Consider the following 25,644-nt stretch of genomic DNA (forward strand, 5'->3'; position numbering starts at 1 on the left):
CGAAGACGAACGGATGCGGGACTTTCACCGTCGGCGGATCCACGAGGATCGCTTTCCAGAGTGGCCGAACCAGGACGGTACGCGTGACCTGAGAGATTGGCGGGGAGGCTTGCTCCTTCGGTGCCCGACAAGGATCTGTCGAGGCTCTCCCGCCCGGGTTGTGTGGCCGGTATTGACTTGCCCTGTCAGCATAGCGCCCGAGCCCCATCCGACACGCGGGGGTTGCGGCCTCAGCTCGTGCAGCGCCCCGTGGAGACGGCGTCCGTCCAGCCCTCTGCACCGGCGAGCACCGGCTGCAGCTCGGTCGTGGTCATCGCGTAGCCGCGCTCCGGATCGTTCTCCGCACGGGCGAACACCACGCCGGCCACCTCGCCGGCCGCGGTCAGCAGCGGTCCACCCGAGTTGCCCGGGACGATCTCGGCGGCGAGGCCGTAGATCTCGCGCAGGGCCTGCGAATCGCGGTAGATGTCGGGCACGAGGACCGCGCCGCTGGAGAGCACCTCGGCGTTTCCCGCTTCGAAGGGGCCACCCCAGGGGTACCCCTGCACGACGGCGGCCGTGCCGGGTCCGAGGGGCGTCACGACCGGGAGGGGTCGCGCATCCAGTCCGTCGACGGCGACGACGGCGAGGTCGTCGATCGGATCGAAGTAGACGATGCGTCCCTCGAGCGCCGTGCGGCCCGGCAGCTCGACGAGAGCCGTGCTCATCCCCGCCACGACGTGGGCGTTCGTCACGATGCGGTCGGGAGTCACCGCGAAGCCGGAGCCGGTCGCACTCATGCCGCACGCCGCAGCGACACCCGAGACCCGCGCGACGGACTGCGCCGCTTCGGCGAGAACGGGGTCGTCCAGCGCGACCGGAGGGGCCGTCGGCTGGACGTCCAGGTCCAGCAGTTCGCCGAGCATCGGCAGCGCGTCGTTCACGACGACCGAGCGCGCCTGCGCAAGCGCCTCGGCGAGGGGGCGCGGCGTGAGGTCCTCGATCGTGCGGAGCACTTGCGACGACGCGAGCGCGGAGGTGACGCCTGGTGTCCCCGTCCCTCCGATGCTCGCACTCACCATCGTCAGGGCCAGGGCCGCCGCGACGACCGAGAGGGCTCCGCCGAGGATGCGGTCGATCACGCGCAGCGGCGCGCTGCGGTCCACGCCCCGGCGGATCGCGCCACCCGCAAGGCCACCCGCGAAGGAGAGACCCACGACGAGCAGGATCACGAGAGCGACGACGGCCACGACGCGCGTGTCCGGCCACGGCCAGACGTCGTTCACGATCGGGGCGAGCCAATACGCCGCGAGCCCGCCGAGCACGAGGCCGATGAGGGTGCCGAGGCTCGCGAACATTCCGCGCTGCAGCCCGATCACGAGAGCGACGATCAGCAGGGCGATCGCGATGATGTCGATGATCAGCATCCCTCCCCCTCCCGTCATCCGCGCACACCGGTGGTTCAGCGTACGGGCGGCGGCTATGCGCGAGCCGAAGACGCGCCATTTGCCCTTCGAGTCAGAGTGACACTAAGATCGCATCCGGAGGTAATGGTCACCATGACACGAACAGTCGTCCTCGCTGCGCCGTCCGAGCAGAGCAGCGACGTGACGCGTGTCGCCGTGTCGACCGTGATCTTCACGCTCCGCCGCGATCCCGCACAGGAGAATCCCGTCATCGCCCTCCCGCTCGTTCGGCGCACGCGTGATCCTTACGAGGGCCTGTGGGCCCTCCCGGGTGGATGGCTCGACCAGGACGAGAGCCTGGACGACGCCGCCGCACGGACGCTCGCCGAGACGACCGGCATCGCCCCCAGCTACCTCGAGCAGCTCTACGCGTTCGGCGCGGTCGACCGCTCCCCCACGCGCGTGATCTCGATCGTCTATTGGGCGCTGGTGCGTCCCGACGAGATCCCCTCGCACGAAGCCGTCCCCGCGTACGACGCCGAGAACGTGACCTGGGTGGATGCCGCGCACCTGCCCCCGCTCGCGTTCGACCACACCGAGATCGTCGACTACGCGCTGTGGCGCCTGCGCAACAAGGCGGGATACAGCCGGATCGCGCACGGCCTCCTACCGGACGAGTTCACGCTCGCGGAGCTCCGCGAGGTGTACGAGTCCATCCTCGGCCGCCGACTGGACCCGGCGAACTTCCGCCGTCAGGTCGAGAACTCCGAGACCCTGATCCCGACCGACCGCTTCCGCACAGGCAGCCACCGACCTGCTCGGCTGTACCGCTACAACCAGGACGTCGAGCTCGCCGACCGCGGCCCCCTCATCGCCCGCCCCTGAACCCGCCCAGATCGAATCGAGTCCGTCATGTCCCTCACCCTCCCACCCGTGGACCCGTCGGTCGACCACGAGATCCAGGCGATCGTCGCCGGAGCCTCCACGGCCGAGACCTGCAACACGGACCTCGCCGCCGGACCCTGGACGTTCGACGCGCGCCCCGGTTACGGCCCGGGGTCGTCGATGGGCGACGTGATCCCGCTGGGCGCGCCACGGCAGGGTGAGCTTCCGGCGTCGTACCGCGAGGCGAGCCCGGAAGAGCTCGATGCGCGCATCATCGCCGCGAAGACGATCCTCGGCGACCGCGTCGTGATCCTCGGGCACTTCTATCAGCGCGAGGAGGTCATCCGGCATGCGGACTACGTCGGAGACTCCTTCCAGCTCGCGAATGCGGCACTCGAACACCCGGATGCCGAGGCCATCGTGTTCTGCGGCGTGCACTTCATGGCCGAGACCGCAGACCTCCTCTCGCGCCCGGAGCAGTCCGTGATCCTGCCGAACCTGGCCGCCGGCTGCTCGATGGCGGACATGGCGGACATCGACCAGGTGGAGGAGTGCTGGGAGCAGCTGGCCGAGATCTACGGCGATATGGATGCCCCTGACGCCGACGGACTCGTTCCGGTCATCCCGGTGACGTACATGAACTCCTCGGCCGCGATCAAGGGCTTCGTCGGTCGCCACGGCGGAATCGTGTGCACGTCCTCCAACGCCCAGACGGTTCTGGAGTGGGCGTTCGCCCGCGGGCGCCGCGTGCTCTTCTTCCCCGACCAGCATCTCGGCCGGAACACCGCCAAGGCGATGGGAGTGCCTCTGGAGCACATGCCGATGTGGAACCCGCGCAAGCCGCTCGGCGGAGCCACGGAGGCGGAGATCGAGGACGCGCGCGTGATCCTGTGGCACGGGTTCTGCTCGGTGCACCGGCGCTTCACCGTGGATCAGATCGACGCCGCCCGCGCCGCGCACCCGGGCGTGCGGGTGATCGTGCATCCGGAATGCCCGATGGCCGTCGTCGACGCCGCCGACGAGTCCGGCTCCACCGACTACATCCGCCGCGCGATCGAAGCGGCATCCGAGCCGACGACGTTCGCGATCGGCACCGAGGTGAACCTCGTGCAGCGTCTCGCCGCCGCGAATCCGCAGCACACGATCTTCTGCCTGGACCCGGTGGTCTGCCCGTGCTCGACGATGTACCGCATCCACCCCGGGTACCTCGCCTGGGTGCTGGAAGGGCTCGTCGCCGGGGAGGTGCGCAACCGCATCACCGTGCCGCAGGACGTCGCCGACCCCGCGCGGGTCGCGCTCGAGCGGATGCTGGCCGCCAAGCCTCCGGCCGCGCCCGCGGCCGCGTGGGAGAACGCGTCGTGAGCGGGCCGCTGCACGCGGTCGTGGTGGGCTCCGGCATCGCCGGGCTCACGGTGGCCCTGCACGCCGTCCAGCACGGCGTGCAGGTGACCCTGGTCACGAAGGACGTCCTGGAGCACGCCAACACCAGGTACGCGCAGGGCGGCATCGCGGGGGTCATGTTCGACGACGACCGCGCCGAGGACCACATCCGCGACACGCTCACCGCGGGGGCCGGACTGAGCGATCCCGAGGCTGTCCGCGTCCTCGTCGACGAGGGTCCCGCCCGCATCCGCGAGCTCATCGACATCGGCGTCGCGTTCGACCGCGGTGAGGACGGCGCGTTCGTGAAGGGTCTGGAGGCGGCGCATTCGTACCCGCGCATCCTGCACTCCGGCGGGGATGCGACCGGCACGGCGATCGAGAAGGCGCTCGTGGCGCGCCTGCGCGCGAGCGAGGTGCGGGTGATCGAGCATGCCTTCCTGATCGATCTCATCGTCTCCGACGGACGCGTGGCGGGCGTGGAGCTGCTCGTCGGCGATGTGCCGGCGTCGACCGATCGATCCGTCGTGCGCGGGGTCCGCGAGGGCATGCACGCGGATGCCGTCGTCCTCGCCACCGGCGGCGCGGGCGAGCTGTACGCGCACACCACGAACCCGCCGGTCGCGACCGGCGACGGGATCGCCGCCGCGCTGCGCGCCGGGGCTGCCGTCGCCGACCTCGAGTTCTTCCAGTTCCACCCGACGGTGCTCGAGGGTGGTGGCTCCGCTCTCGGCGAGTCCTTCCTGGTCTCGGAAGCCGTCCGCGGCGAAGGGGCGACGCTGATCGACGAATCGGGCCGCCGGTTCGCATTCGATGCCCACACCGACGGTGAGCTCGCTCCTCGGGATGTCGTCGCCCGCGCGATCGCACGACAGATGGAGCGTCAGGACGGGCACCCCGTGCTGCTGGATGCGACTCATCTGCGACCTACTCCGGAGGAGACGGCGGCATTCCTCGCGCGCCGGTTCCCCACGATCGACGCGGCCGTGCGCGAACGCGGACTCGACTGGGCGCGGCAGCCGATACCGGTGACGCCCGCGGCGCACTACCTGATGGGCGGGGTCGTGACCGACCTCGACGGACGCACGAGCGTCGCGGGGCTCTACGCGGTCGGCGAAGTGGCGCGCACGGGCGTGCACGGCGCGAACCGCCTCGCCTCGAACTCATTGCTGGAGGGGGCCGTGTTCGGTGCCCGGGCGGGCGATGCGATCGCCGCGGATGCGGCATCCGGAGCGTGGCCTGCTCTGCATGTCGCGCCGGTCGCCCCGATCGAGGCGACGCCTGCCGCGGACGCCCCGCCGTTCGCGCGGGCCGCCCTGCAGCGGCTCATGTGGGAGGACGCCGGACTCGTGCGGGACGCCGAAGGCCTCGCCCGCGCGGCGGGGATCCTCGCGGCATGGCGCGCGACGGAGCGGACGCCCGCCGCCGAAGCCGAGTTCGAGGACGAGAACCTGCTGCTGGTCGCCCAGCACCTCGTCGCCGCAGCGGCGACGCGCACCGCCTCCGTCGGCGCGCACTTCCGTCGTGACGGCGCGGAGCCTGACGAAACTCCACGGAATCGGTCGGATGCGGCCGCGTCGGCCGCGATCGGGGCCGACATCACGCCCGATGCGTGGAGTTCTGCCGCGCCGACCGAGGCGGTCCGCTGATGCTCACGCGCGCCACGATCGAGCGCACCGTCTCCGCCGCCCTGGAGGAGGACGCCCCCTGGGGCGACATCACGAGCGAGATGCTCATCCCGGAGGCCTCCACCGCGGTCGCCGAGCTCGTCGCGCGGGAGCGCGGCGTCTTCAGCGGCGGAGAGGTCTTCGCCGCTGCGTTCGCGTTGACCGACCCGGCCATCCAGGTGGACCTCGCGATCGCGGACGGCGCGGAGTTCGAGCGCGGTGCGGTCCTCGCGGTGGTCACCGGACCCGCACGCGGAGTGCTGACCGCCGAGCGCGTCGGACTGAACTTCGCGCAGCGCATGACGGGCATCGCCACGCTGACGGCGAGCTACGTCGCTCAGGTCGCCCACACCGGCGCGCGCATCGCCGACACCCGCAAGACCACACCGGGACTCCGGGCCTTCGAGCGTCACGCCGTCCGCTCCGGCGGCGGTCACAACCACCGCTACTCGCTCTCGGACGCGGTCATGGCGAAGGACAACCACCTCGCCGTCCTGACCCGGACCGGGATGTCCGTCACCGCCGCGCTGCAGGGTGCGATCGCGCGCCTGCCGCACACGACGCACGTCGAGGTGGAGGTCGATCGCCTCGATCAGATCGAGCCGGTGCTCGCCGCGGGCGTGGGCACGATCATGCTCGACAACTTCTCGCTCGAGGATCTGCGCCGCGGCGTCGAGCAGATCGGCGGCAGGGTCATCGTGGAGGCCTCCGGCGGCGTGTCCCTGGAGACCGTGCGCGCGATCGCGGAGACCGGCGTGGACGTCATCTCCGTCGGTGCACTCACGCATTCCGCGCGCGCCCTCGACCTCGCGCTGGACGTTCGCCTCTCGTGAGCATGCTGTACCTCGACAACGCGGCCACCACCCCGGTGCGGCCGGAGGTGCTCGAGGCGATGATGCCGTTCCTGACCCGCTGGTACGGGAACCCCTCGAGCCACCACACGGTCGGTGAGGCGGCCGCGGGCGCTCTGGCCGACGCCCGCGCCCGGGTCGCGCGCATCCTGGGAATGCGGGCGGGTGACATCGTCTTCACCTCGGGCGGCACCGAGGCGAACAACCTGGCCGTCAAGGGGATCGCGATCGCCGCGCACGTCCGCCGCGGAGCGAGCCACGTCATCACGAGTGCGATCGAGCACGAGTCGATCCTCGAGTCGGTCGACTATCTCGCGCGCATCCACGGCTCCTCCGTCAGCCGTCTGCCGGTGGACGGTGCTGCGCGGATCGACCCCGGCGATGTCGCGGCCGCGCTCCGGGAGGACACCGCATTGGTGAGCGTGGGCTACGCGAACAACGAGGTGGGCACCGTCCAGGACGTCGCGGCGATCGCTGCCGCCGCGCACGCGCGGGGCGTCCCCGTGCACATCGATGCGGTGCAGGCCGCGGGGTGGCTGCCGCTGGATGCCGCGGCGCTCGGCGTCGACGCGATCTCGCTCGCCGGGCACAAGCTCGGAGCCCCGAAGGGAACGGGTCTCCTCGCCGTCCGCGGCCGCATCCCGATCGAGCCGGTCCTGCACGGCGGCGGGCAGGAGCGCGGCCGGCGCAGCGGAACCGAGAACGTCGCCGGGGCCGTGGGCCTTGCCACCGCGTTGGAACTGGCCGAAGCCGACCGGGCGGCATCCGCTCTTCGCGTGAGCGGTGTGCGGGACGCGTTCATCGGCGGCGTTCTCGCCGGCGTCACGACGGCGACCCTGACGGGCGACCGGGTGCACCGGCTTCCCGGGACCGCGAGTTTCACGTTCGCCGGGACGAGCGGTGAGGCCGTGCTGCTCGAGCTCGAGCGGCGGGGCGTGGTCTCCTCCAGCGGATCGGCGTGCGCGGCCGGAAGCGACGAACCCTCGCACGTGCTCGTCGCGATGGGCATTCCCGCCGAGCTCGCCCAGACCGCCGTCCGCTTCACGTTCGGGCACGACACCCGGGTCGACCCCGGCGAGCTGACGCGGGCCGTCCAGGCCTCGGTCGCCGCCGTACAATCGGGCGCGTGAGCACTTCCACCGGGCCGGCGGTCACGGTCATCGTCCCGGGTTTCGACGTCGCGGACTACGCTGACGCCGCACTGGACTCGCTCCGGGCGCAGACCCGCGCGGACTGGTCGGCGATCCTCGTCGATGACGCCTCCTCGGATGCCACCGCGGACATCTTCGACCGCGCCGCCGCGCAGGATCCGCGTTTCCGCGTCGTCCGCGCCCCCGCACGCGGTGGCCTCGGCGCGGCCCGCAACCGCGCTCTCGACCTCGTACAGACGCCGTACCTCGGGTTCCTCGACGCCGACGACGTGCTGATCCCCTCCGCGCTCGAGCGGCTCCTCGGTGTCCTGGAGCGGACCGGCAGCGATTTCGCGCTCGGCGCGTACGTGCGCCTGCGCCCTGACGGCGACGGCGGGTACACGCCCGGTCCCGTTCAGCCTTGGGTCGCGGCCGCGACGGCACCCGAGCGGCTGGCCACCACGATCGAAGACCACCCCGAGGCGACGGCCAACGTCGTGGCGTGGTCGAAGATCAGCCGGACCGAGTTCTGGCACCGCGCTCACCTGCGCTTCCCCGAGGGCAGGCTCTACGAGGATCAGCTCGTGGCCCAGCAGATGTACGCTCGGGCGCGACGCTTCGACACGATCCCTGACGTCCTCGTGCACTGGCGGGTGCGTCCGGACGGGTCGTCGATCACCCAACGGGAGGCGCAGCTCGACGTGCTGCGCGATTGCCTGGACGCGATGGATGCCGGCCTCCGCGTCCTGGAGGACACCGGGCACCCGCGCGCCGCGCGTGCCCGCGTCGGGCAGATCCTGCGGATGGACATCCCGCGCCTCGTCGAACTCGCGCGCGCGCACCCCGATCCCGCGTACCGTCGCACGCTCGGGGCGTTCACCCGGGAGATCTGGGATCGGGGCGCCGCGTCCACATCGGGCCTGGACGACGCGGCGAACGCCGCCGTCTCCGCCGCCCGCCTCTGGTGAGGCCCCCGCTCAGGCCTCGGGCAACGCCAGCGAGCCGGTGAGCACCGCCGCCGGATCGTCCGCCGGCAGGGTCGCCGGGTCGTCCGGCGCACGATCCGCTCTTCGCGCGGGCCGCGGCGCCGGCTCGTCGTCGGCCTCGATCTCGAGGATCCGGGATGCCGCGAGCTGCTGGGCCGCGAGCTCGGCGTAGAGACCGCCCTCCGCCAGCAGCGACGCGTGGGTCCCCGACTCCACGATCCGCCCGGCGTCGACCACGTGGATCAGGTCGGCCCCGATGACCGTCGAGAGCCGGTGGGCGATCGACAGGGTGGTCCTGCCCCGCGCGGCCGCATCGAGGGCTTCCTGCACGACGCGCTCGGAGACGGTGTCCAGGGCCGAGGTGGCCTCGTCGAGCAACAGGACGGGCGGGTCCTTCAGCAGGACCCGCGCGATCGCGATCCGCTGCTTCTCTCCCCCGGACAGTCGGTACCCGCGCTCGCCCACGATCGTGTCGTAACCGTGCTCGAACCCGCTGATGATGTGGTGGATGTTCGCTGCGCGGCAGGCCTCCTCGAGGTCTTCCTGCGTCGCGTCCGGCTTCGCGTACAGGAGGTTCTCCCGGATCGTCGCGTGGAAGAGGTAGGTCTCCTGCGAGACGATGCCGACGTGGTCGATGATCGACTCCTGCGTGAGCGCCCGCACATCGGCACCGGCGAACAGCACGGCCCCACCCGTCGCCTCGTACATGCGCGGCGTCAGATACAGAACTGTCGTCTTGCCCGCCCCCGAGGGTCCGACGAAGGCGACGTGCTGGCCCGGCTCGGCGGTGAAGGACACGCCCTGCAGGGTCGGTCGCGCCTGCGCAGCGGCATCCGGATACGCGAACACGACGTCGCGGAACTCCACCCGGCCCACCGGACCCGGGGCCGCCTGCACCGGGATCGCGCCGGGCGCGTCGCTGATCGCGGGCACGAGATCGAGGAACTCGAAGATCCGCGCGAAGATCGCCGCAGAGGTCTGCACGTCCAGTGAGACGCGCATGAGCCCCATGAGCGGCATCAGCAGACGCGCCTGCACCGTCGTGAAGGCCACGATCGTCCCCGCGGTGATGACGTCGCTGCCGCCGGTGATGAGGTACCCGGCCACGAGGTAGATGATCGCGGGCACGCTCGCCATGAGCACCTGCACGACCGCGAAGAATCCCTGACCGCTCATCGCGCGTCGTACCTGCAGACGCACCTGGTTGACGTTCTCGGCTCCGTACCGCGCGGACTCGGTGCGCTGACGGTTGAACGACTTCGACAGCAGGATGCCGGACACGCTCAGTGTCTCCTGCGTGATCGCCGTCAGCTCCGAGAGCGACTCCTGCGTCTCGCCCGCGATGCGCGCGCGCACCTGGCCGACCCGGCGCTGCACGATCACGAGGAACGGCATCATGACCACCGCGATGATCGTCAGGCGCCAGTCGATGATGATCATCGCGACGAGGGACGCGATGACCGTCACCACGTTGCCGAGGATGCTGGTGAACGTGCTCGTGAGCACGCCGGAGACCGCGCCGACGTCGTTCTGCAGCCGGGACTGGATCACACCGGTCTTCGTCCGCGTGAAGAAGCCGAGCTCCATCGCCTGCAAGTGGTCGAAGAGCTGGACCCGCAGGTCGCCGGTGATCCGGTTGCCGATCGTGGAGGTGAACCATGTCTGCAGGACCCCGAGGGCGGCGGACAGCACGAACAGGCCGATCATGATGAGCACGAGCCGCCACAGGAGCGCCTGGTCGGGGCCCGCGCCGCCCGGCGGGAAGAGCGCCTCGTCGAAGATCTGCTGCACGATCAGGGCGGGGACGACGGCGATCGCGGCGCCGGCGATCACGAGCACGGCCGTCACGATCAGGCGACCGGTGTAGGGGCGGAACAAGGCGACCACCCGGCGCCCGAGATTCGGGATGCGCGGCGCCTGGGCGTTCAGCTTCTTCTGGGCGCTGATGTCGACCGGGCGGAATCCGCCGCCGTGCCCCCCGCCCATGCTCATGGGCTCGAGCCTACTTTCGGCCCCGGACGCCCGGGGCCGTGAACGCTCACGGCGGAATCGCGCTAGGAGAGATCGATCACGAGGTTCACGACCGTGCCGATGATGACTGCGCCGAACAGGTACGCCAGGAGGGACTGGGCGATCACGAGCCGACGGATCTGGTTCGTCCGCACCGCGCTGTCGCCCACCTGATAGCCCATGCCGATCCCGAGCGAGAAGTACGCGAAGTCGGTGTACGACGGATCATCATCCTGATTGAAGTCGATCCCGCCGACCGGGGCGCCGTAGTACAGATGAGCCACGCGCAGCATGTAATCGGCCTGGATGAGGGCCCACGAGCTCGCGACGCTGACCACGGCGATCGCCGCGAGCAGGTACGACTCGACTTCCGATGTGGTCTGCGTCTGGATCAGGACGATCGCGACCGCGCCGAGGCTCGCGACGCTGCCGATCAGGGCGACGAGCCGGGCGAAGGAACGGCCGGGATCCTCTCCGGTGGCGTGCGCGCGCGTCTGCGCGGCATCCATCGGCCAGATCAGGATCGCCAGCCACACGACGTTCGTGGCGGCGAACCCGGACCATCCGGCGAGGAGACCCGCTGCGATGCCCAGGAACGGAGCGGCCGTCAGCCCCCCGATCACGCCGATGACGGCGGCCACGAGGGATCGGGAGAGCGCCGCCAGACGGACGGGATTCACAGCCATGTGCGAATGTTTCCACGCGATCGGGGAATGCGGTGTCCGACCCGGCCGTTATCGTGAGGGCTTGTTGTATTTCGTGTGACCCGCCTACGGGACGGTGCTCGTGCACGCCGACCCCCGAGGAGACGCCCATGGCAACGACCGACGTGACGCCGCAGACCGGGAGCGTCCGTGTGTCCGACGGCGCGGCCCCGACGCTCAGCCGCTCGGACAGCCGGGTCATCTGGCTCCTGCTCGGAGCCGCGTTCGTCGCGATCCTGAACGAGACGACCATGGGTGTCGCGATCCCGCACCTCATCGATGATCTCGACATCACGGCGGTCGCCGCGCAGTGGCTGACCACGGCCTTCATGCTCACGATGGCGGTCGTGATCCCGATCTCGGGCTTCCTCCTGCAGAGATTCACGACGCGGGCGATGTTCATCGCCGCCATGAGCCTGTTCTCGCTCGGCACCCTGATCGCGTTCGTCTCCCCCGGCTTCCCCCTCCTGGTCGTGGCACGCGTCGTACAGGCCTCCGGCACGGCGATCATGATGCCGCTGCTGATGACGACGATCATGAACACCGTGCCGCCGCAGATCCGCGGCCGCATGATGGGTCGGGTCAGCGTCGTGATCTCACTGGCACCGGCGATCGGCCCGAGCATGTCCGGCCTGCTGCTGGACACCGTCGGCTGGCGCTGGATCTTCGGCATCATCCTGCCGCTCGCGCTGCTCGCCCTCGCGGTGGGTGCGCGGTGGATCCACAACCTCGGCGAGACGTCGGACGCACCGATCGATGTGCTCTCGGTGATCCTGTCCGCTCTCGGTTTCGGCGGCCTCGTCTTCGGTCTCAGCCAGATCGGCGGAGGCGGCCACGGCGGAAGCGGGGCGGATGCCGCATCCGCCGCCGCGATGTCGACGACCACCCTGATCGCATCGTTCGCCATCGGCGGCGTCGCCCTGGCGCTGTTCATCTGGCGGCAGGTGCGCCTGCAGCGCAGAGACCGCGCACTTCTGGACCTCCGCGTCTTCCGCTCGCTGAACTTCAGTCTCGCAATCACGCAGATGGCGGTCATGTCGCTCGCGTTCTTCGGTGCGATCACCGTCATCCCGCTCTACATGCAGACCGTGCTCGACGTCTCGGCGCTCGTGACGGGTCTCGTCGTCCTGCCCGGAGCCCTCGCGATGGGCTTCGCCGGACCCGTGATCGGTCGCATCTACGACCGCTTCGGCACGCGCGTCCTGCTCGTGCCGGGCGCCGTCGTGGTCAGCGCGCTGCTCTGGACGTTCACGACGTTCGATCAGAACACGCCTGTCTGGGTGGTCGCCGTCGCGCAGACCATCCTGTCGGTGGGCCTCGCCCTGTCGTTCACGCCGCTGTTCACCGCGTCGCTCGCGTCGCTCCAGCCGCGCTTCTACTCGTACGGCTCCGCGATCGTCGGCACGGTGCAGCAGGTGGCCGGTGCCGCCGGGATCGCGCTCATGGTGACCGTGTTCGCCTCGGTCGGCGCCGCGGCGGCCGGTACCGGGCTGGATGAGTTCGCCGCCGGCGCGGAGGGCGCGCACGCAGCGTTCCGCATCGCGGCGATCCTCTCACTTCCGCTCATCGTCGGCGCCTTCCTCATCCGCAAGCCGGCGGACCAGCCGTCCCCGGCGGGGACGCCGGTGCACTGACCCCGGCTGCCTGTCGCGCCGCGCTTCGGGACGCCACTCAGTGGTGGATGAACGCCTTCAGCAGGATGATCACTCCGCCGAACGCGGCGGTGGTCAGGGCACTGCCCAGCCGCAGCCAGAAGTGGCTCGTCCATTTCGCGACCGCGAGCCACCCGAGGACGCCGAGCGCGAGCGCGTCCACAGAGAGCGCAGCCCACACGGCGTAGTCGTCGTCGATGAAACGCGAGACGCCGAGGAACAGGACCGCGATCGGCAGCAGCGAGATCAACAGCATCCCCAGAGAGTGACGTCCCGCCGCGCGCAGGCTTTCGGGGAGGGTCGCCCTTCCGTCACTGGCCGCGAGGCGCGCGAGCGTCCCCGCGTACACGTGCGCGGCGAAGAACACCAGCACGGTCACGATGACCGTCACGAGCGCGCTGAGCGACGTCCCGGTCGCCGTGTAGCTGACCACGATCATCCCCGACACGAGGATGAGCCCGTAGACCGCTTCCTCGGACATGAGGATCCTCGTCACGCGAGGCGTCGTGCCCAGAATCTTCTCATCCGTCATTCCCGGACCTCCCCGACAAGCCTGCCAGAGGGCGCCGCGGATTGCGGACCGAGGGTCAGTCGGAGGTGCCGCAGGCCGATCCACCGCAGCAGGAGGAGGCCTGACCACCCAGGAGGTTCTTCGTCTCGTCGAGGACGGGGAGAAGGGTCACAGGCGCGGACTGCTGCTGGTCGGTCATGGGTTCCATCGTAATCACCTCGTCGTCCTCCGGGCTCACCCGAGCGACTCACCCGCGGTCTGGCAGGTCGCGCAGTACTGAGCGGCGGCGCCGGAGAACGTGAACGTGCGGATCTCGTACCCGCACACCGGACATGCCCTTCCCGCTTTGCGATGCACCGTCAACGCCGCGTGCTTCGCGGCCTTCAGATCGGCCGGCGCGACGCCGCGGCGCGCATCCCGCGCGGCGGCGAGGACCTGCACGGTCGCCGCGTACAGACGACCGACCTCGTCGGATGTGAGGTTCGCGGCGTGCGCGACGGGCGACACGCGCGCCGCGTGCAGGATCTCGTCGGAATAGGCGTTGCCGATCCCGGCGAGCGCCGCCTGATCCTGCAGGAGCGATTTGATCTGCTTCCGCCGACCCGCGAGCAACGCGGCGAATGTCGCCGTGTCCACCTCACCCGCGAGGGGATCCGGTCCGAGCTTCGCGACGGCCGGCACCTCGTCGGGACGCGAGACGATGTGGACCGTCAGCGACTTCCACTGCCCGGCATCCGTCAGATCCACGCCCGCCCCCGGAGCCGCATCGGATCCGAAGCGCAGACGCGCCATGAGCGTCGCCTCACCCACCCGCGAGCGACCCTCGGGACTGCTGTCGTGCCAGAGCACCCACCCGTCGTGCCCGAAGTGCACGATCACGTGCCGCGGTGCACCGGCATCCGTCGTCATCGCCAGATCGATCATCTTCGCGTGACGGGTCACCCCCGTCACGGTCGATCCGACGATCTCCTCGACCCCCGCCACCGGCGACTTCAGGGCTTTCGGCAGCATCACGTCGAACGAGCGCACACGCAGTCCGCGCGTGCGCTCGTTCAGGAACGACGCGAGCTCTTCGACCTCCGGCGACTCCGGCATGGCCTCATGATCGCACGCGGGCGCGCAGCCGACTCAGGCGTTGACAGCGGCGCGCTGCGGTCCGGCCAGTCGCAGCCACGTCTCCACGACGGTGTCCGGGTTCAGCGACATCGATCCGATCCCCTGACCCACGAGCCACTCCGCCAGATCCGGGTGATCGCTCGGGCCCTGGCCGCAGATACCGACGTACTTGCCCGCCCGCAGACACGCCTCGATCGCCATCGACAGCATCTTCAGCACCGCCGGGTCCCGTTCGTCGAATGTCGCCGCGACCAGTGACGAGTCGCGGTCCAGTCCCAGGGTCAGCTGCGTCATGTCGTTCGAGCCGATCGAGAAGCCGTCGAAGTACTGCAGGAATTCGTCGGCGAGCACGGCGTTCGAGGGCAGCTCGCACATCATGATGACCCGCAGCCCGTTCTCGCCCCGCCGAAGCCCGTTCTCACCCAGCAGTTCGATCACGGCGTGCGCCTCCCCCACCGTCCGCACGAACGGCACCATGATCTCGACGTTCGTGAGCCCCATCTCGTCGCGCACGAACTTCAGCGCCTCGCACTCCATGTCGAAGCACGCGCGGAAGTCCTCCGAGATGTACCGCGCGGCGCCGCGGTAGCCGAGCATCGGGTTCTCCTCGTGCGGTTCGTAGACATCCCCGCCGACGAGGTTGGCATACTCGTTCGACTTGAAGTCGCTGAGGCGGACGATGACCGGTTCCGGCGCGAACGCGGCGGCGATCATCGAGACGCCCTCCGCCACGCGCCGCACGAAGTACTCGCGGGGCGACGGGTACGCGGCGATGCGCTCCGCGATGTCGTCCTTCAACGGTGCCGCGAGCGTGTCGAAGTCCAGCAGGGCACGCGGGTGGATGCCGATCTGCCGGTTGATGACGAACTCCAGGCGGGCCAGGCCGACGCCCTTGTTCGGCAGCTTCGAGAACGCGAAGGCCTGGTCGGGCGTGCCGACGTTCAGCATGATCTTCGTCGGGCTCTCGGGCATGTCGTCGAGCTTGGTGACGACCTCCTCGAACGGCAGCAGCCCTTCGTAGACGAAGCCGTTGTCACCTTCGGCGCACGAGACGGTCACCTCCTGCCCGTCGTGGAGCGAGATCGTCGCATCGCCGGTGCCGACGACCGCGGGGATCCCGAGCTCGCGCGCGATGATCGCCGCGTGGCACGTCCGTCCTCCGCGGTTCGTCACGATCGCCGATGCCTGCTTCATGATGGGCTCCCAGTCGGGATCGGTCATGTCGGCGACCAGAACGTCTCCGGTGCGGAACTCCTCCATCTGCGCGAGCGTGCGCATCACACGCACCGGCCCGGCGCCGATCTTCTGCCCGATCGCCCGGCCGACCGTCGCCACCGTTCCGCGCTCAGCCAGCACGAACCGGCGGGTGACGTTGCCGTCCACGCGCGAGACGACCGTCTCGGGCCGCGCCTGCAGGATGTAGAGCTTGCCGTCCACACCGTCCTTGCCCCACTCGATGTCCATCGGGCGGCCGTAGTGCTCCTCGATCGTGAGCGCCTGGCGTCCGAGCTCTTCGACCTCGGCATCCGTGATGCTGAACAGCGCCCGCTCGTTCTGCGGGACGTCCACGAAGACGGTGCTCCCTCCGACGTGGGTGCCGTCGGCGTAGACCATCTTCACGGCCTTCTCCCCCACGGAGCGCTTGAGGATCGCAGGGCGGCGCGCGCGGAGGGCGGGCTTGTAGGCGTAGAACTCGTCGGGGTTCACCGCACCCTGGACGACGGCTTCGCCGAGACCGTACGAGCTCGTGATGAACACCGCCCGGTCGAAGCCGGACTCGGTGTCGACGGTGAACATGACCCCCGACGCTCCGACGTCCGAGCGGACCATGCGCTGCACGCCCGCGGACAGCGCGACATCGTGGTGGTCGAAGCCGTTGTGCACGCGGTAGGCGATCGCGCGGTCGTTGTACAGCGAGGCGAAGACGCTGCGGATCGCCGCCAGAATGTTGTCGATCCCGCTGATGTTGAGGAAGGTCTCCTGCTGCCCCGCGAACGATGCGTCGGGCAGGTCCTCCGCGGTCGCGCTCGAGCGCACCGCCCACGACACCGCCTCCGGCTCGGGATCCTTCTCGATCAGGTGCGCGTACGCGGCGCGGATGTCGGCGTCCAGCTGGGCCGGGAGCGGCTGCTGTTCGATCCATTCGCGCACGTTCGCCCCGACACGCGCGAGCTCGGCGACGTCTGAGACGTCGAGCGCCTCGACAACCGTCTTGATGCGCTCGTACAGCCCGTCCGCGGCGAGGAAGTCGCGGTACGCGTCGGCGGTCGTGGCGAAGCCGCCCGGGACGCTCACACCGAGGTGCGACAGGTTGGAGACCATCTCGCCGAGCGAGGCGTTCTTGCCGCCGACCTGGTGCACGTCGTTCATGCCCATCTCGGTGAACCAGAGGATGTTCGTCATGTGACTCTCCTGTTGTGTGGGTTTCAGCTGCGCAGTCGCATGGACTGCATGATCACGGCGGACATCTCCTCGACCGACTTGGTCGAGGAGTTCAGGAACGGGACGCGGTTGCGGCGGTAGAGGTCCTCGGCGCGCCGCAGCTCGAGGGTGCACTGCGCGAGGCTCGCGTAGGTCGAGCTGGGCCGGCGCTCGTGCCGCACCTGACTGAGGCGCAGCGGCGTCGTGGTGAGCCCGAAGCAGCGGTTCGCGTACGGAGCCACGGTGGCGGGAAGCCCGTCGGACGGGAAGTCGTCGTCTGTGAGGGGATAGTTCGCGACGAGCAGGCCGTACTGCAGGGCGAGGTACATCGTCGTGGGCGTCTTGCCGCACCGGGAGGGGGCGATGATGATGACGTCCGCGATGTCGAGCGCCCGCATGCTCTGTCCGTCGTCGTGCTCGATCGCGTACTCGACGGCACGCATGCGGGCGAAGTAGCGCTCGATGTCGCCGACGCCGTGATACTGCCCGAGCTGCTCCGACGCCGTGCTCCCGAGTGCCGCTTCGAGTTCGCGCAGATGTCCGCCCAGGAGGTCGATCACGACCGCACCCGAGGCGGCGAGCTCGCCGATGATCTCGGGAGACTTCACCGTGGCGAACACGATCGGATCCGCACCGCTGCGGATCGCCTCGTGCAGGTCGTGGACGACGTTGCGAGCCCCTTCCGGTGTGTCCACGAACGGGATCGTGTGCCGACGGAAGTGCACGCCGGGGAAGTTCGCCAGCAGTGCCGAGCCCAGGGTCTCCGCCGTGATGCCGGTGCTGTCGGAGACGAAGTACGCCTCGCGCAGGGGTCGTGCGGGGACGGGGATGTCGATGGTCGTTCTCCTCGATCCGGGGGGCGTGTGATCCGAGACTAGAGAAAGTACGTTGCTTTCCATGACCAGATCACCGCGAAGGAATTGCCGATTTTACGAATTCGTTACGCGCGGCGAGGTGACCAGCCCGACCCGCTCGAGGGGCTCGGGCACCCGCGCGCTCCAGTGCAGCTCCTGCTTGATGCGACGCCGCAGGGTGTCGGCCGCACTGGGCTCGCCGTGTGTGACGTAGACGGATGCCGGCGGCACCGGCACCCGGCCCATCCAGTCCATGAGCTCACCCGCGTCGGCGTGCGCCGACAGGCTGTCCAGGCGCACGACCTCCGCCCGGATGGGCACGTCCCGACCGAAGATGCGCAGCGTCTGCGCCCCGTTCAGGAGAGCCGCGCCGCGTGTGCCCGCCGCCTGATAACCGGTGAGCACGATCGCGTTGCGCGGATCATCCGCGTAGGCGCTGAGGTGGTGCAGGATGCGGCCGCCCGTGAGCATGCCGCTCGCGGAGACGATGACCATCGGGCCACCGCGGAGGTTCAGGAGCTTCGACTCGTCGACCGTGCGCACGGGAGTCGCGAGGCCGTACATCAGGTCGATCTCGGCCGCACCGAGCCGGTGCTCGTCCGGATGACGGTGGTAGATGTCGGCGACCTCGATCGCCATCGGGCTGTTCAGGAAGATCGGAACATCCGCAAGCCTGCCCGCCTGTCGGAGCTCGGCGAGCTGCAGGAGCACGGACTCCGTCCGCCCCACCGCGAACGCCGGGATCATCACGACCCCGCCCTTGCGAGTCGTCCTCGCGATGACGTCGGCCAGGACGCCCCCGGCGTCCACCGCCGCGTGTGCGCGATCTCCGTACGTGGATTCGACGACCAGGACGTCGCAGGGTTCCAGCGGAGCGGGCCCGCGCATGACCGGATCCGCTGCGCGTCCCAGGTCCCCGCTGAAGTGGATGGAGGTGCGAGCTGCTCCCGCGCCGACGACCGCGTGCACACCGGCGGCACCGAGGATGTGCCCGGCCGGCGTGAACGTCACCTCCACGCCGTCCGCGACGCGGGTCGGCCGGCCGAAGTCCACCGGATGAACGAGGTCGAGCGCGTGCTCGGCATCCGCGGTCGTGTAGAGCGGCTCGGGGTGAGCGTGGGACGACCAGTGGTGGGATGCCGCGTGTCGGGCTTCCTCCTCGAGCAGGTGCGCGCTGTCGGGGAGCAGCACGCCGAGCAGTTCGGCCGTCGCGGGCGTCGCGTGGATCCGCCCGCGGAATCCGTCCCGGACGAGGGCGGGCAGGTATCCGGTGTGATCGAGGTGCGCGTGCGTCACGACGACGGCGTCGATCGATGCGGGCGGCACCGGAAACGGCGCGCGGTTGCGTTCGCGGATCACTTTGAGTCCCTGGAACAGCCCGCAGTCCACGAGAACGCGCGTAGACCCGTGCTCGATCAGATAGCGGGACCCGGTGACCGTGTCCGCCGCCCCGAGGAATTGCAGCGTGCCTGTCGTCGACATCATGCACTCCTTCCCGGAAGGCGATCGTCGGCGATCCACCCCCACTCTCGGTCGCGCACGGAATGCACGACAGGGCCGGAGGTCCTACGGCGCGGAGCGCGCCTCGGGAATACGGTCATGACATGGTCGCGTCGGATGTTCCTCGGACACGGGCGTTCTACGAGACGGTCGCCGACACGTACGCCCTCCTCGTGGCGGACGTCGGGTTCGAGGGCGCGCTCGAGCTGTCCCTCATCGCGGACTTCGTCGATCAACTCGCGCACGGCGAGCGCGTGAACATCGTGGACGCCGGATGCGGAACGGGCCGGATGATCGGCCATCTGCGCTCGCTCTCGGCCTCCGTCCGCCCCATCGGCGTCGACCTCTCGCCCGCGATGCTCGCCCACGCGCGGGCCGCGCATCCCGACGTCGAGCTGGTCGAAGCCCCTCTCCAGCGCATGTCCCTCCCCGGCGAGTCGGCGGACGGCATCCTCGCGTGGTACTCCGTCATCCACACGTCGCCCGCCGATCTCCCGGAGGTCCTGAGCGAGTTCCGGCGGGTGCTGCGTCCGGGGGGTCTCGTCCTCCTCGGGTTCCAGTCAGGATTCGGGGAACGTCGCCGTTCGGGCGCCTACGGTCATGACATCGAACTGCACGCGTATCTGCACGACACAGCCGCGGTCAGCTCGGCCTTGACCGCTGCGCGATTCGTCGTCGAGGTGCGGATGGATCGAGGCCCGCGACGCGAGGAGAGGCTTCCGCAGGGGTTTGTGATGGCCCGCGCGGTATGAGCCCACCTGTCGCATCAGAGCGCGACGAGTTCGACGCTCCTCACCGCCCGGTCGGCGACGAGGACCCTCATCATCGAGCACACGGGTTGGCGGCGCCGATCGGTCGGTGAGCCGGGATTGAGCAGCCGCATCCCGCGAGCGGACACCGTGTCCCACGGGATGTGGCTGTGTCCGAAGACCAGCACGTCGACGTCCGGGTGCGCCGCTTCCATCCGCGTCTCGCGACCTGTCTTCGGCCCCGTTTCGTGGACCACGGCGAACCGCAGCCCCTCGATCTCGCGGTGGGCGATCTCGGGCAGACGCGACCGCAGGTCAGGGCCGTCGTTGTTGCCGAACACGCCGAGTACCTCGCCGTGGTCGGTCAGCTCGTCGAGCACGGATGCCGCCACCCAGTCGCCCGCGTGGATGATCAGATCGGCCGCGTCGGCAGCGCGCAGGAGCGCGCTCGGCAGCGCTCGGGCACGCCCGGGGATGTGCGTGTCGGAGATCAGCAGCAGGCGCGTGGTCATGGGCCGACGCTACGCGATGAGGCGGGTGGTCGAGCAGGGCTCGGCCTATGCTGGGCAGTCGACCGCCTCGATCGGCGCCGACAGCGGAAGGATGCCATGAAGATCACCGACCTTCGCCGCTTCGTGGTCGCCGCGGACGTGCTGCACTTCCCGCGCGCCGCAGAGACCCTCGGGATCCCGCTGCCGGCGCTGTACTCGTCGATCGATCGACTGGAGCAGGAGACCGGTCAGCCGCTGTTCGTGCCGCACGCCCAGCCGACGCGTCTGAGCCCGGCCGGCGCCCTCCTTGTGACCGAAGCGCGGGAGCGCATCGCGGCTGCTCCGGCGGCGGGAGCGGCATCCGCTCCCGCCGGTGGCAAGGCGAAGGCCTCGAAGGGAAAGGGTCGCGCGCCCGTCGTGAAGGGGCAGCCCAAGCCCTACAAAAAGCGCCAAGGCCGTTAGGCAGTGGCTCCCTCGACACACGTCGACGCGTCCCGGATCGACGCCGCCCTCGTCGCGACCCTGATCCGGGATCAGTTACCGGAGTGGGCGCATCTGCCGCTGCGACCGGTCCGCAACGGCGGCAACGACCACCGGATGTTCCGGCTCGGCGGGGAGCTCGTGGTGCGACTGCCCAGCGCACCGGGCTACGCGCCCGCGTTCGTGGCCGATCTCGCCGTCGGTGAGGCCACCTGGGCCCGCGGACGCGGATGGGCGGTGTGGAAGGCCCTGATCATGCTCACGAACGAGCAACGGGCGCAGCGCGCCCTCGCCCGTTACGTTCTGGACGAACTCGCCGCCGGGCACTGATCGCGGGAGCGTCAGTCCCAGTCGAGGTACTCCTCGATGATGACGGCGGTGGCGATCGGGTGCGTCATGGGGAACAGGTGACCCGCCCCGCTGATCGTCTTGATGCTCGCGCGCTCGGGCGCCGTCGACTGCAGCCGCTCGCCGTTCTCGGGAGGGGTGCTCTCGTCGTCCGTCCCCTGCACGATGAGGACGGGGATCGTCGGGGCCAGGGCGACGTCGGTCTCTTCGACGCCGAGCAGCAGCAGTCCGTTCACGCGGTCGACGTGCGCGGCGGCGAACACCCGCGCAACAGTGCCGCCCGAGGCGTGACCGCCGATCCAGGTGTGTTCGAGTCCCACCCGGTCGATCACCGCGAGGACGTCTTCGGCGCGCTCCGCGGGCGAGGCGTCCTTCGCCGTCCCCACGCGCACGACGTGGAAGCCCGCCTCCTCAGCGAGGTAATGCCCGACCACGGCGAGCGCAGCGGAGTCGAGCCCGGCATCCGGGATCAGCACCAGCCCGACCGGGCCGTCGCCCTCCACGGCGTACTCCACCTGACGGCCGGCGTTCTCGAGAGTCTGCGTATCGGTCATGGGGGGTGAGTCCTCTCGGGCGGGGCGGAGTGCGGTCGACGCGTGGGGCGGAGCGCCCCATCGACGGTAGCAAACGTCCATGCCGGCCCGGTTCCCGAGCCGACCACCACCGAGCGCGACCGATCCGTCGGGCTCAGTCCGTCGGAAGCGGGCCGTCCATGACCGCCTGCCGGATCCGCCAGGCGGGGAAGCCGCTCAGTCGGATGATCAGGTCGATGTCGAAATCGTGCTCGAAATACGCGGCACGCACGGCACGGATGCGGGTCACCGTGTCGGCGAAGGCGAGATCGAGCTCGGTCGCGTAGCGCTCCCACACGCTCGCCTCATACCCGGGTACCGACATGCCACTCCACCTCGTCCTCGGAGCTTCTCCCAGACCCGAGGATACGCACCGCGTGTTTCCGGAGTGCGACGGGCGTGTACCGACCTGTGGGCGCCTCTTCCCTGCGATGGCCCACCGAAACATCAGGCGCCGTCGCAGGAAGGAAGCGCCGACGTCGAGGAACTCAGACGTTGAAGCGGAACTCGACGACGTCGCCGTCCTGCATGACGTAGTCCTTGCCCTCCAGGCGCGCCTTGCCTGCGGCGCGCGCAGCGGCGATCGAGCCGGTCGCGATGAGGTCGTCGAACGAGATGACCTCGGCTTTGATGAAGCCCTTCTCGAAGTCCGTGTGGATGACGCCCGCGGCCTGCGGAGCCTTCCAGCCCTTGCCGATCGTCCACGCCCGCGCTTCCTTCGGCCCCGCGGTGAGGTAGGTCTGCAGGCCCAGCGTGTCGAAGCCGATGCGGGCGAGCTGGTCGAGTCCCGATTCCTCCTGGCCGGTCGAGGCGAGCAGCTCCGCCGCATCCTCCGGGTCGAGGTCGATGAGCTCGGACTCGATCTTCGCGTCCAGGAAGACCGCGTGGGCCGGGGCGACGAGTTCTTCGAGGGCGGCTTTGGCCGCCGCATCCGTCAGGATCGCCTCATCGACGTTGAAGACATAGATGTACGGCTTCGCGGTGAGAAGTCCGAGCTCCTTGATCGGGGCGAGGTCGATGCCGGAGTGCGAAAGCAGCTGACCGCGCTCGAGGGCGTCCTTCGCCGCGACCGCGGCCTCGAGGGCAGCGGGGTCGGTCTTCTTGCCCTTGACCTCCTTCTCGATGCGCGGGATCGCCTTCTCCAGCGTCTGCAGGTCGGCGAGCTGCAGCTCCGCGTTGATCGTCTCGAGGTCGTTCTTCGGGTTCACGCCGCCCTCGACGTGCACGACGTCGTCGTCGGTGAATCCGCGGACGACCTGCGCGATCGCGTCGGCCTCGCGGATGTTCGCGAGGAACTGGTTGCCCAGGCCCTCACCCTCGCTCGCGCCCCGGACGATGCCGGCGATGTCGACGAACGACACCGTGGCGGGCAGGATGCGCTCGGAGTGGAACACCTCGGCGAGCTTGCCGAGCCGCGGATCGGGCAACGACACGACGCCCACGTTCGGCTCGATCGTCGCGAAGGGATAGTTCGCCGCGAGCACGTCGTTCTTGGTCAGTGCGTTGAAGAGGGTGGACTTGCCGACATTGGGCAGACCGACGATACCGATAGTGAGAGCCACGGGCATCCAGTCTACGTGCGGGTGGCCGCCGCCCCCGCGTCGACGGACGCGTCGACGGCGCGGACGGCGAAGACCACCGGATGCCGCTCCCCGGTCACCGCCGCAGCGCTCGGAACGCGCGCGTCACGTACGGCAGATCGACCACGTGGTCCCCGATCGCACCGATGTCATCGAGCACCCCGACAAGTCCCGCCTCGATACGCGCGCGTTCGTCCGCCGGCGCGGTGATGACGTAGCTGCGCGAGCGGGCCATCGCGAGGAAGGTCGCACGATTCATGGGCCTCGTCCACCACCATTCGGCGCTCTCGAGTTCGCCGAACGGCTCACCCACCTGCGGCGGCCCCGCGGCGAGGACTTCCTCGGCGTGACTGCCGTGCATGACCGCCGTCATCCGGGCGACCCAGTCCACATCGTCGTCGCGCAGGTTCCAGACGAGTCCGAGCACTCCGCCGGGCCGCAGAACCCGGCCCGCCTCCGCCGCGGCAGCAGTCGGATCGACCCAGTGCCATGCCTGGCCGAGGACCACCGCGTCGACGCTGTCGTCGGGGAGCGGCATCCGCTCGGCGGTCCCGACGAACGTCGGGACGGCGTGCACGCTCTCGCGCAACGTGGCGAGCATCTGCGGATCCGGGTCGATCGCGACGACCTCGGCACCCAGCTCCTGCACGACCCGCGTCAGCTTCCCCGTCCCCGCCCCCACATCGGCGACCCGGATGCGGCGCTCGCCGCCCGCGACCGGCTGAAGCAGCCAGTCCACGGCCTGAATCGGATAGTCGGGGCGACCGGTCTCGTACGTGTGGGCTTCGGCGCCGAAAGAGCGCGCCAGCCTCTCGTCACCACTCATGCCGCGAGCCCATGCCCGGCTCCCGCGGCGCGCCTCCCCCCTGCGCGGGCTGCCCGGGGCGAGCCTGGACGCGTGCCCCTCGACTTCACCGCGATCGACTTCGAGACGGCGAACTCCAGCAACGCGTCGGCGTGCGCGGTCGGGATGGCACGGGTGCGCGACGGGCGCGTGGTGGCCACGGCCGGGTGGCTCATCCAGCCGCCACCCGGACACGACCGCTTCTTCGAGATCAACGTCCGTATCCACGGCATCGAACCCGAGCACGTCGCCGACGCAAAGACGTGGAGCGAGCAGCTGGGCGATCTCACCGACTTCGCCGGCTCCGACGTGCTGGTCGCCCACAACGCGGGCTTCGACATGACGGTCCTCCGGCGCGCGTGCGAAGCGACCGGCGACGTGCACCCGCCGTTCGAGTACGTCTGCAGCCTGCAGGTCGCCCGCAAGCTCTACGACCTCGAGTCCTATCGGCTCCCGTCGGTGGCGGCGGCCGCCGGATTCATCGACTTCGCGCATCACGACGCCACCGCCGACGCGCTCGCGTGCGCGCACATCATGATCCACGCCGCCGAACTGGTCGGAGCGAAGGACGTCGCGGGGCTCGCCGCCGCGGCATCCGTCCGCGTGTCTCGACTCGAGGGGGCGGTCCCGGTGACGGTTCAGCCCGCCCTGCTGTTCGTCTGACGATCAGACAGCAGGTGCCTGGGCGATCCGCACCATGTTGCCCGACGGATCACGGAACGCGCAGTCGCGCTGACCCCAGCCCATATCGATCGGCTCCTGGAGCACCTCGGCGCCGTACGCCCGCACCCTTTCGAAAAGCGCGTCCAGATCGTCTGTGCGGAAGACCAGCATCGGAAGGACGCCCTTCGTCAGCAGCTCCTGCATCGCGTCCCCGTCGCGCTCCGATCGACCGGCGTGCGGCTCGGACAGCACGATGCCCAGACCGGGTTGCGTGGGTGTGCCCAGAGTGATCCAGCGGTGCTCCCCCGACGCCACGTCGTTCAGCACGTCGAGCCCGAGGGCGTCGCGATAGAAGCCGATCGATTCGTCCACGTCGGTGACGGTCACGTTCGTGTACTGCAGTGCGATGTCCATGCCAGGACGCTACGCCGCCGAACCGCCCCGCGCTTCTCCGATCCTGCTCCGACCCGCGCGCTCCGGACGGGCACGGGCCCTGACGACGCACGACGGCATGGCCCGGAGCGCGTCGTGCTCCTGTCGGCGATACTCGCTCGGCGTCATCCCGACGATCTGCGTGAAGCTCGCACTGAACGAACCCAGTGACGTGCAGCCGACCTCCATGCAGGCGTCGGTCACCGTGGCACCGTCGCGCAGAAGCGCCATCGCGCGTTCGATCCGCCGCGTCATGAGGTAGCCGTAGGGCGTCTCGCCGTATGCGGCGCGGAAGCGTCGCGAGAAATGCGCGGGCGACATGAGCGCCTTCGCAGCCATCGTCGGCACGTCGAGCGGTCGCGCGTAGTCCCGGTCGATCAGGTCGCGAGCCCGGCGCAGATGCGCGAGGTTCTCGATCTCCTCCGGCGACATG

General features: G+C 69.9%; 27 protein-coding genes and 1 riboswitch. Of the genes, 11 read left to right on the plus strand and 16 right to left on the minus strand.

All coding sequences use genetic code 11. The annotated features are described in order from the left end of the window. Positions 1-65: 65 nt before the first annotated feature. A riboswitch (glycine riboswitch) is annotated at positions 66-162 on the minus strand. Between the two features lie 68 nt (positions 163-230). Next, positions 231-1,406, minus strand: a complete 1,176-nt coding sequence (locus AB0P18_RS14830) for a MarP family serine protease (protein WP_363360668.1) — start codon at positions 1,404-1,406, stop codon at positions 231-233. A gap of 132 nt (positions 1,407-1,538) precedes the next feature. Between AB0P18_RS14830 and AB0P18_RS14835 the strand changes: the two genes are divergently transcribed. The 6 genes from AB0P18_RS14835 to AB0P18_RS14860 are packed head-to-tail and all read left to right on the plus strand — an operon-like array spanning position 1,539 to position 8,266. Beyond that, positions 1,539-2,270 carry an NUDIX domain-containing protein gene (locus tag AB0P18_RS14835; protein ID WP_363360669.1) on the plus strand — a complete coding sequence of 244 codons (732 nt, stop codon included), beginning with the start codon at positions 1,539-1,541 and terminating at the stop codon, positions 2,268-2,270. A 27-nt stretch (positions 2,271-2,297) separates the two neighbouring features. Then, the gene (nadA, locus tag AB0P18_RS14840) at positions 2,298-3,632 is read left to right on the plus strand and encodes a quinolinate synthase NadA (RefSeq protein ID WP_363360670.1); all 1,335 of its coding nucleotides are present in this window, start codon (positions 2,298-2,300) and stop codon (positions 3,630-3,632) included. Continuing rightward, the gene (gene nadB, locus AB0P18_RS14845; RefSeq protein WP_363360671.1) at positions 3,629-5,299 is read left to right on the plus strand and encodes an L-aspartate oxidase; all 1,671 of its coding nucleotides are present in this window, start codon (positions 3,629-3,631) and stop codon (positions 5,297-5,299) included. Before nadA ends, nadB begins: the two co-directional genes overlap by 4 nt. Next, positions 5,299-6,150, plus strand: a complete 852-nt coding sequence (nadC, locus tag AB0P18_RS14850) for a carboxylating nicotinate-nucleotide diphosphorylase (protein WP_363360672.1) — start codon at positions 5,299-5,301, stop codon at positions 6,148-6,150. The genes nadB and nadC overlap by 1 nt, the downstream gene beginning before the upstream one ends. A gap of 2 nt (positions 6,151-6,152) precedes the next feature. Then, positions 6,153-7,298, plus strand: a complete 1,146-nt coding sequence (locus AB0P18_RS14855; protein WP_363360721.1) for a cysteine desulfurase family protein — start codon at positions 6,153-6,155, stop codon at positions 7,296-7,298. Then, entirely contained in the window at positions 7,295-8,266 is a 972-nt protein-coding gene (locus AB0P18_RS14860; protein WP_363360673.1) for a glycosyltransferase family 2 protein, read from the plus strand. The genes AB0P18_RS14855 and AB0P18_RS14860 overlap by 4 nt, the downstream gene beginning before the upstream one ends. A gap of 9 nt (positions 8,267-8,275) precedes the next feature. On the opposite strand, the gene AB0P18_RS14865 is transcribed toward AB0P18_RS14860, so the two are convergent. Together AB0P18_RS14865 and AB0P18_RS14870 are read right to left on the minus strand one after the other, a co-directional pair. Further along, positions 8,276-10,276 carry an ABC transporter ATP-binding protein gene (locus AB0P18_RS14865; protein ID WP_363360674.1) on the minus strand — a complete coding sequence of 667 codons (2,001 nt, stop codon included), beginning with the start codon at positions 10,274-10,276 and terminating at the stop codon, positions 8,276-8,278. Positions 10,277-10,338: 62 nt separating this feature from the next. After that, entirely contained in the window at positions 10,339-10,980 is a 642-nt protein-coding gene (locus AB0P18_RS14870; RefSeq protein WP_363360675.1) for a DUF1345 domain-containing protein, read from the minus strand. A gap of 68 nt (positions 10,981-11,048) precedes the next feature. Between AB0P18_RS14870 and AB0P18_RS14875 the strand changes: the two genes are divergently transcribed. After that, on the plus strand, positions 11,049-12,632 hold the full coding sequence (locus tag AB0P18_RS14875; RefSeq protein ID WP_363360722.1) for an MDR family MFS transporter: 1,584 nt from the start codon (positions 11,049-11,051) through the stop codon (positions 12,630-12,632). Between the two features lie 37 nt (positions 12,633-12,669). Here AB0P18_RS14875 and AB0P18_RS14880 read toward each other — a convergent pair whose 3' ends face one another. From AB0P18_RS14880 to AB0P18_RS14905, 6 genes are all read right to left on the minus strand, one after another. Next, positions 12,670-13,131 (minus strand): hypothetical protein, encoded by a 462-nt coding sequence (locus tag AB0P18_RS14880; RefSeq protein WP_363360676.1) that lies wholly within the window; start codon positions 13,129-13,131, stop codon positions 12,670-12,672. A gap of 106 nt (positions 13,132-13,237) precedes the next feature. After that, positions 13,238-13,360 (minus strand): hypothetical protein, encoded by a 123-nt coding sequence (locus AB0P18_RS14885; RefSeq protein WP_344054423.1) that lies wholly within the window; start codon positions 13,358-13,360, stop codon positions 13,238-13,240. 35 nt (positions 13,361-13,395) lie between these two features. Further along, a complete protein-coding gene (locus AB0P18_RS14890) occupies positions 13,396-14,256 on the minus strand; it encodes a DNA-formamidopyrimidine glycosylase family protein (RefSeq protein ID WP_363360677.1) in 861 nt (286 codons plus the stop codon). A gap of 33 nt (positions 14,257-14,289) precedes the next feature. After that, positions 14,290-16,680, minus strand: a complete 2,391-nt coding sequence (ppsA, locus tag AB0P18_RS14895) for a phosphoenolpyruvate synthase (protein WP_363360678.1) — start codon at positions 16,678-16,680, stop codon at positions 14,290-14,292. A gap of 23 nt (positions 16,681-16,703) precedes the next feature. Continuing rightward, positions 16,704-17,597, minus strand: a complete 894-nt coding sequence (locus AB0P18_RS14900; RefSeq protein ID WP_363360679.1) for a pyruvate, water dikinase regulatory protein — start codon at positions 17,595-17,597, stop codon at positions 16,704-16,706. Between the two features lie 30 nt (positions 17,598-17,627). Beyond that, a complete protein-coding gene (locus tag AB0P18_RS14905) occupies positions 17,628-19,034 on the minus strand; it encodes an MBL fold metallo-hydrolase (RefSeq protein ID WP_363360680.1) in 1,407 nt (468 codons plus the stop codon). A gap of 122 nt (positions 19,035-19,156) precedes the next feature. Between AB0P18_RS14905 and AB0P18_RS14910 the strand changes: the two genes are divergently transcribed. Continuing rightward, on the plus strand, positions 19,157-19,804 hold the full coding sequence (locus AB0P18_RS14910; protein WP_363360681.1) for a class I SAM-dependent methyltransferase: 648 nt from the start codon (positions 19,157-19,159) through the stop codon (positions 19,802-19,804). 14 nt (positions 19,805-19,818) lie between these two features. On the opposite strand, the gene AB0P18_RS14915 is transcribed toward AB0P18_RS14910, so the two are convergent. Beyond that, positions 19,819-20,313 carry a YfcE family phosphodiesterase gene (locus tag AB0P18_RS14915; RefSeq protein ID WP_363360682.1) on the minus strand — a complete coding sequence of 165 codons (495 nt, stop codon included), beginning with the start codon at positions 20,311-20,313 and terminating at the stop codon, positions 19,819-19,821. Between the two features lie 96 nt (positions 20,314-20,409). Here AB0P18_RS14915 and AB0P18_RS14920 point away from each other — a divergent pair, with 96 nt between their 5' ends. Next, positions 20,410-20,754, plus strand: a complete 345-nt coding sequence (locus tag AB0P18_RS14920) for a LysR family transcriptional regulator (protein ID WP_344054438.1) — start codon at positions 20,410-20,412, stop codon at positions 20,752-20,754. A gap of 3 nt (positions 20,755-20,757) precedes the next feature. Continuing rightward, complete coding sequence (locus tag AB0P18_RS14925; protein WP_363360683.1) at positions 20,758-21,102, plus strand: hypothetical protein; 345 nt, start codon at positions 20,758-20,760, stop codon at positions 21,100-21,102. Between the two features lie 11 nt (positions 21,103-21,113). Here AB0P18_RS14925 and AB0P18_RS14930 read toward each other — a convergent pair whose 3' ends face one another. The 4 genes from AB0P18_RS14930 to AB0P18_RS14945 form a co-directional block, all read right to left on the minus strand. Beyond that, positions 21,114-21,674 carry an alpha/beta hydrolase gene (locus AB0P18_RS14930; protein WP_363360684.1) on the minus strand — a complete coding sequence of 187 codons (561 nt, stop codon included), beginning with the start codon at positions 21,672-21,674 and terminating at the stop codon, positions 21,114-21,116. Between the two features lie 133 nt (positions 21,675-21,807). After that, entirely contained in the window at positions 21,808-22,017 is a 210-nt protein-coding gene (locus AB0P18_RS14935) for a hypothetical protein (protein ID WP_344054444.1), read from the minus strand. Between the two features lie 163 nt (positions 22,018-22,180). After that, entirely contained in the window at positions 22,181-23,254 is a 1,074-nt protein-coding gene (gene ychF, locus AB0P18_RS14940; RefSeq protein WP_363360685.1) for a redox-regulated ATPase YchF, read from the minus strand. 94 nt (positions 23,255-23,348) lie between these two features. Further along, positions 23,349-24,098 carry a class I SAM-dependent methyltransferase gene (locus tag AB0P18_RS14945; RefSeq protein ID WP_363360687.1) on the minus strand — a complete coding sequence of 250 codons (750 nt, stop codon included), beginning with the start codon at positions 24,096-24,098 and terminating at the stop codon, positions 23,349-23,351. A 72-nt stretch (positions 24,099-24,170) separates the two neighbouring features. On the opposite strand from AB0P18_RS14945, the gene AB0P18_RS14950 reads away from it, so the two are divergent. Then, a complete protein-coding gene (locus tag AB0P18_RS14950; RefSeq protein WP_363360688.1) occupies positions 24,171-24,779 on the plus strand; it encodes a 3'-5' exonuclease in 609 nt (202 codons plus the stop codon). Between the two features lie 3 nt (positions 24,780-24,782). Here AB0P18_RS14950 and AB0P18_RS14955 read toward each other — a convergent pair whose 3' ends face one another. After that, positions 24,783-25,193: a VOC family protein gene (locus tag AB0P18_RS14955; protein WP_363360689.1), complete on the minus strand. Its 411-nt coding sequence runs from the start codon at positions 25,191-25,193 to the stop codon at positions 24,783-24,785. A gap of 9 nt (positions 25,194-25,202) precedes the next feature. After that, positions 25,203-25,643, minus strand: coding sequence for a helix-turn-helix transcriptional regulator (locus AB0P18_RS14960; RefSeq protein ID WP_344054482.1), 441 nt, complete (start codon positions 25,641-25,643; stop codon positions 25,203-25,205). Position 25,644 lies beyond the last annotated feature (1 nt).

This window comes from Microbacterium sp. NPDC064584, assembly GCF_040687315.1.
GTDB classification, from domain to species: domain Bacteria; phylum Actinomycetota; class Actinomycetes; order Actinomycetales; family Microbacteriaceae; genus Microbacterium; species Microbacterium lacus.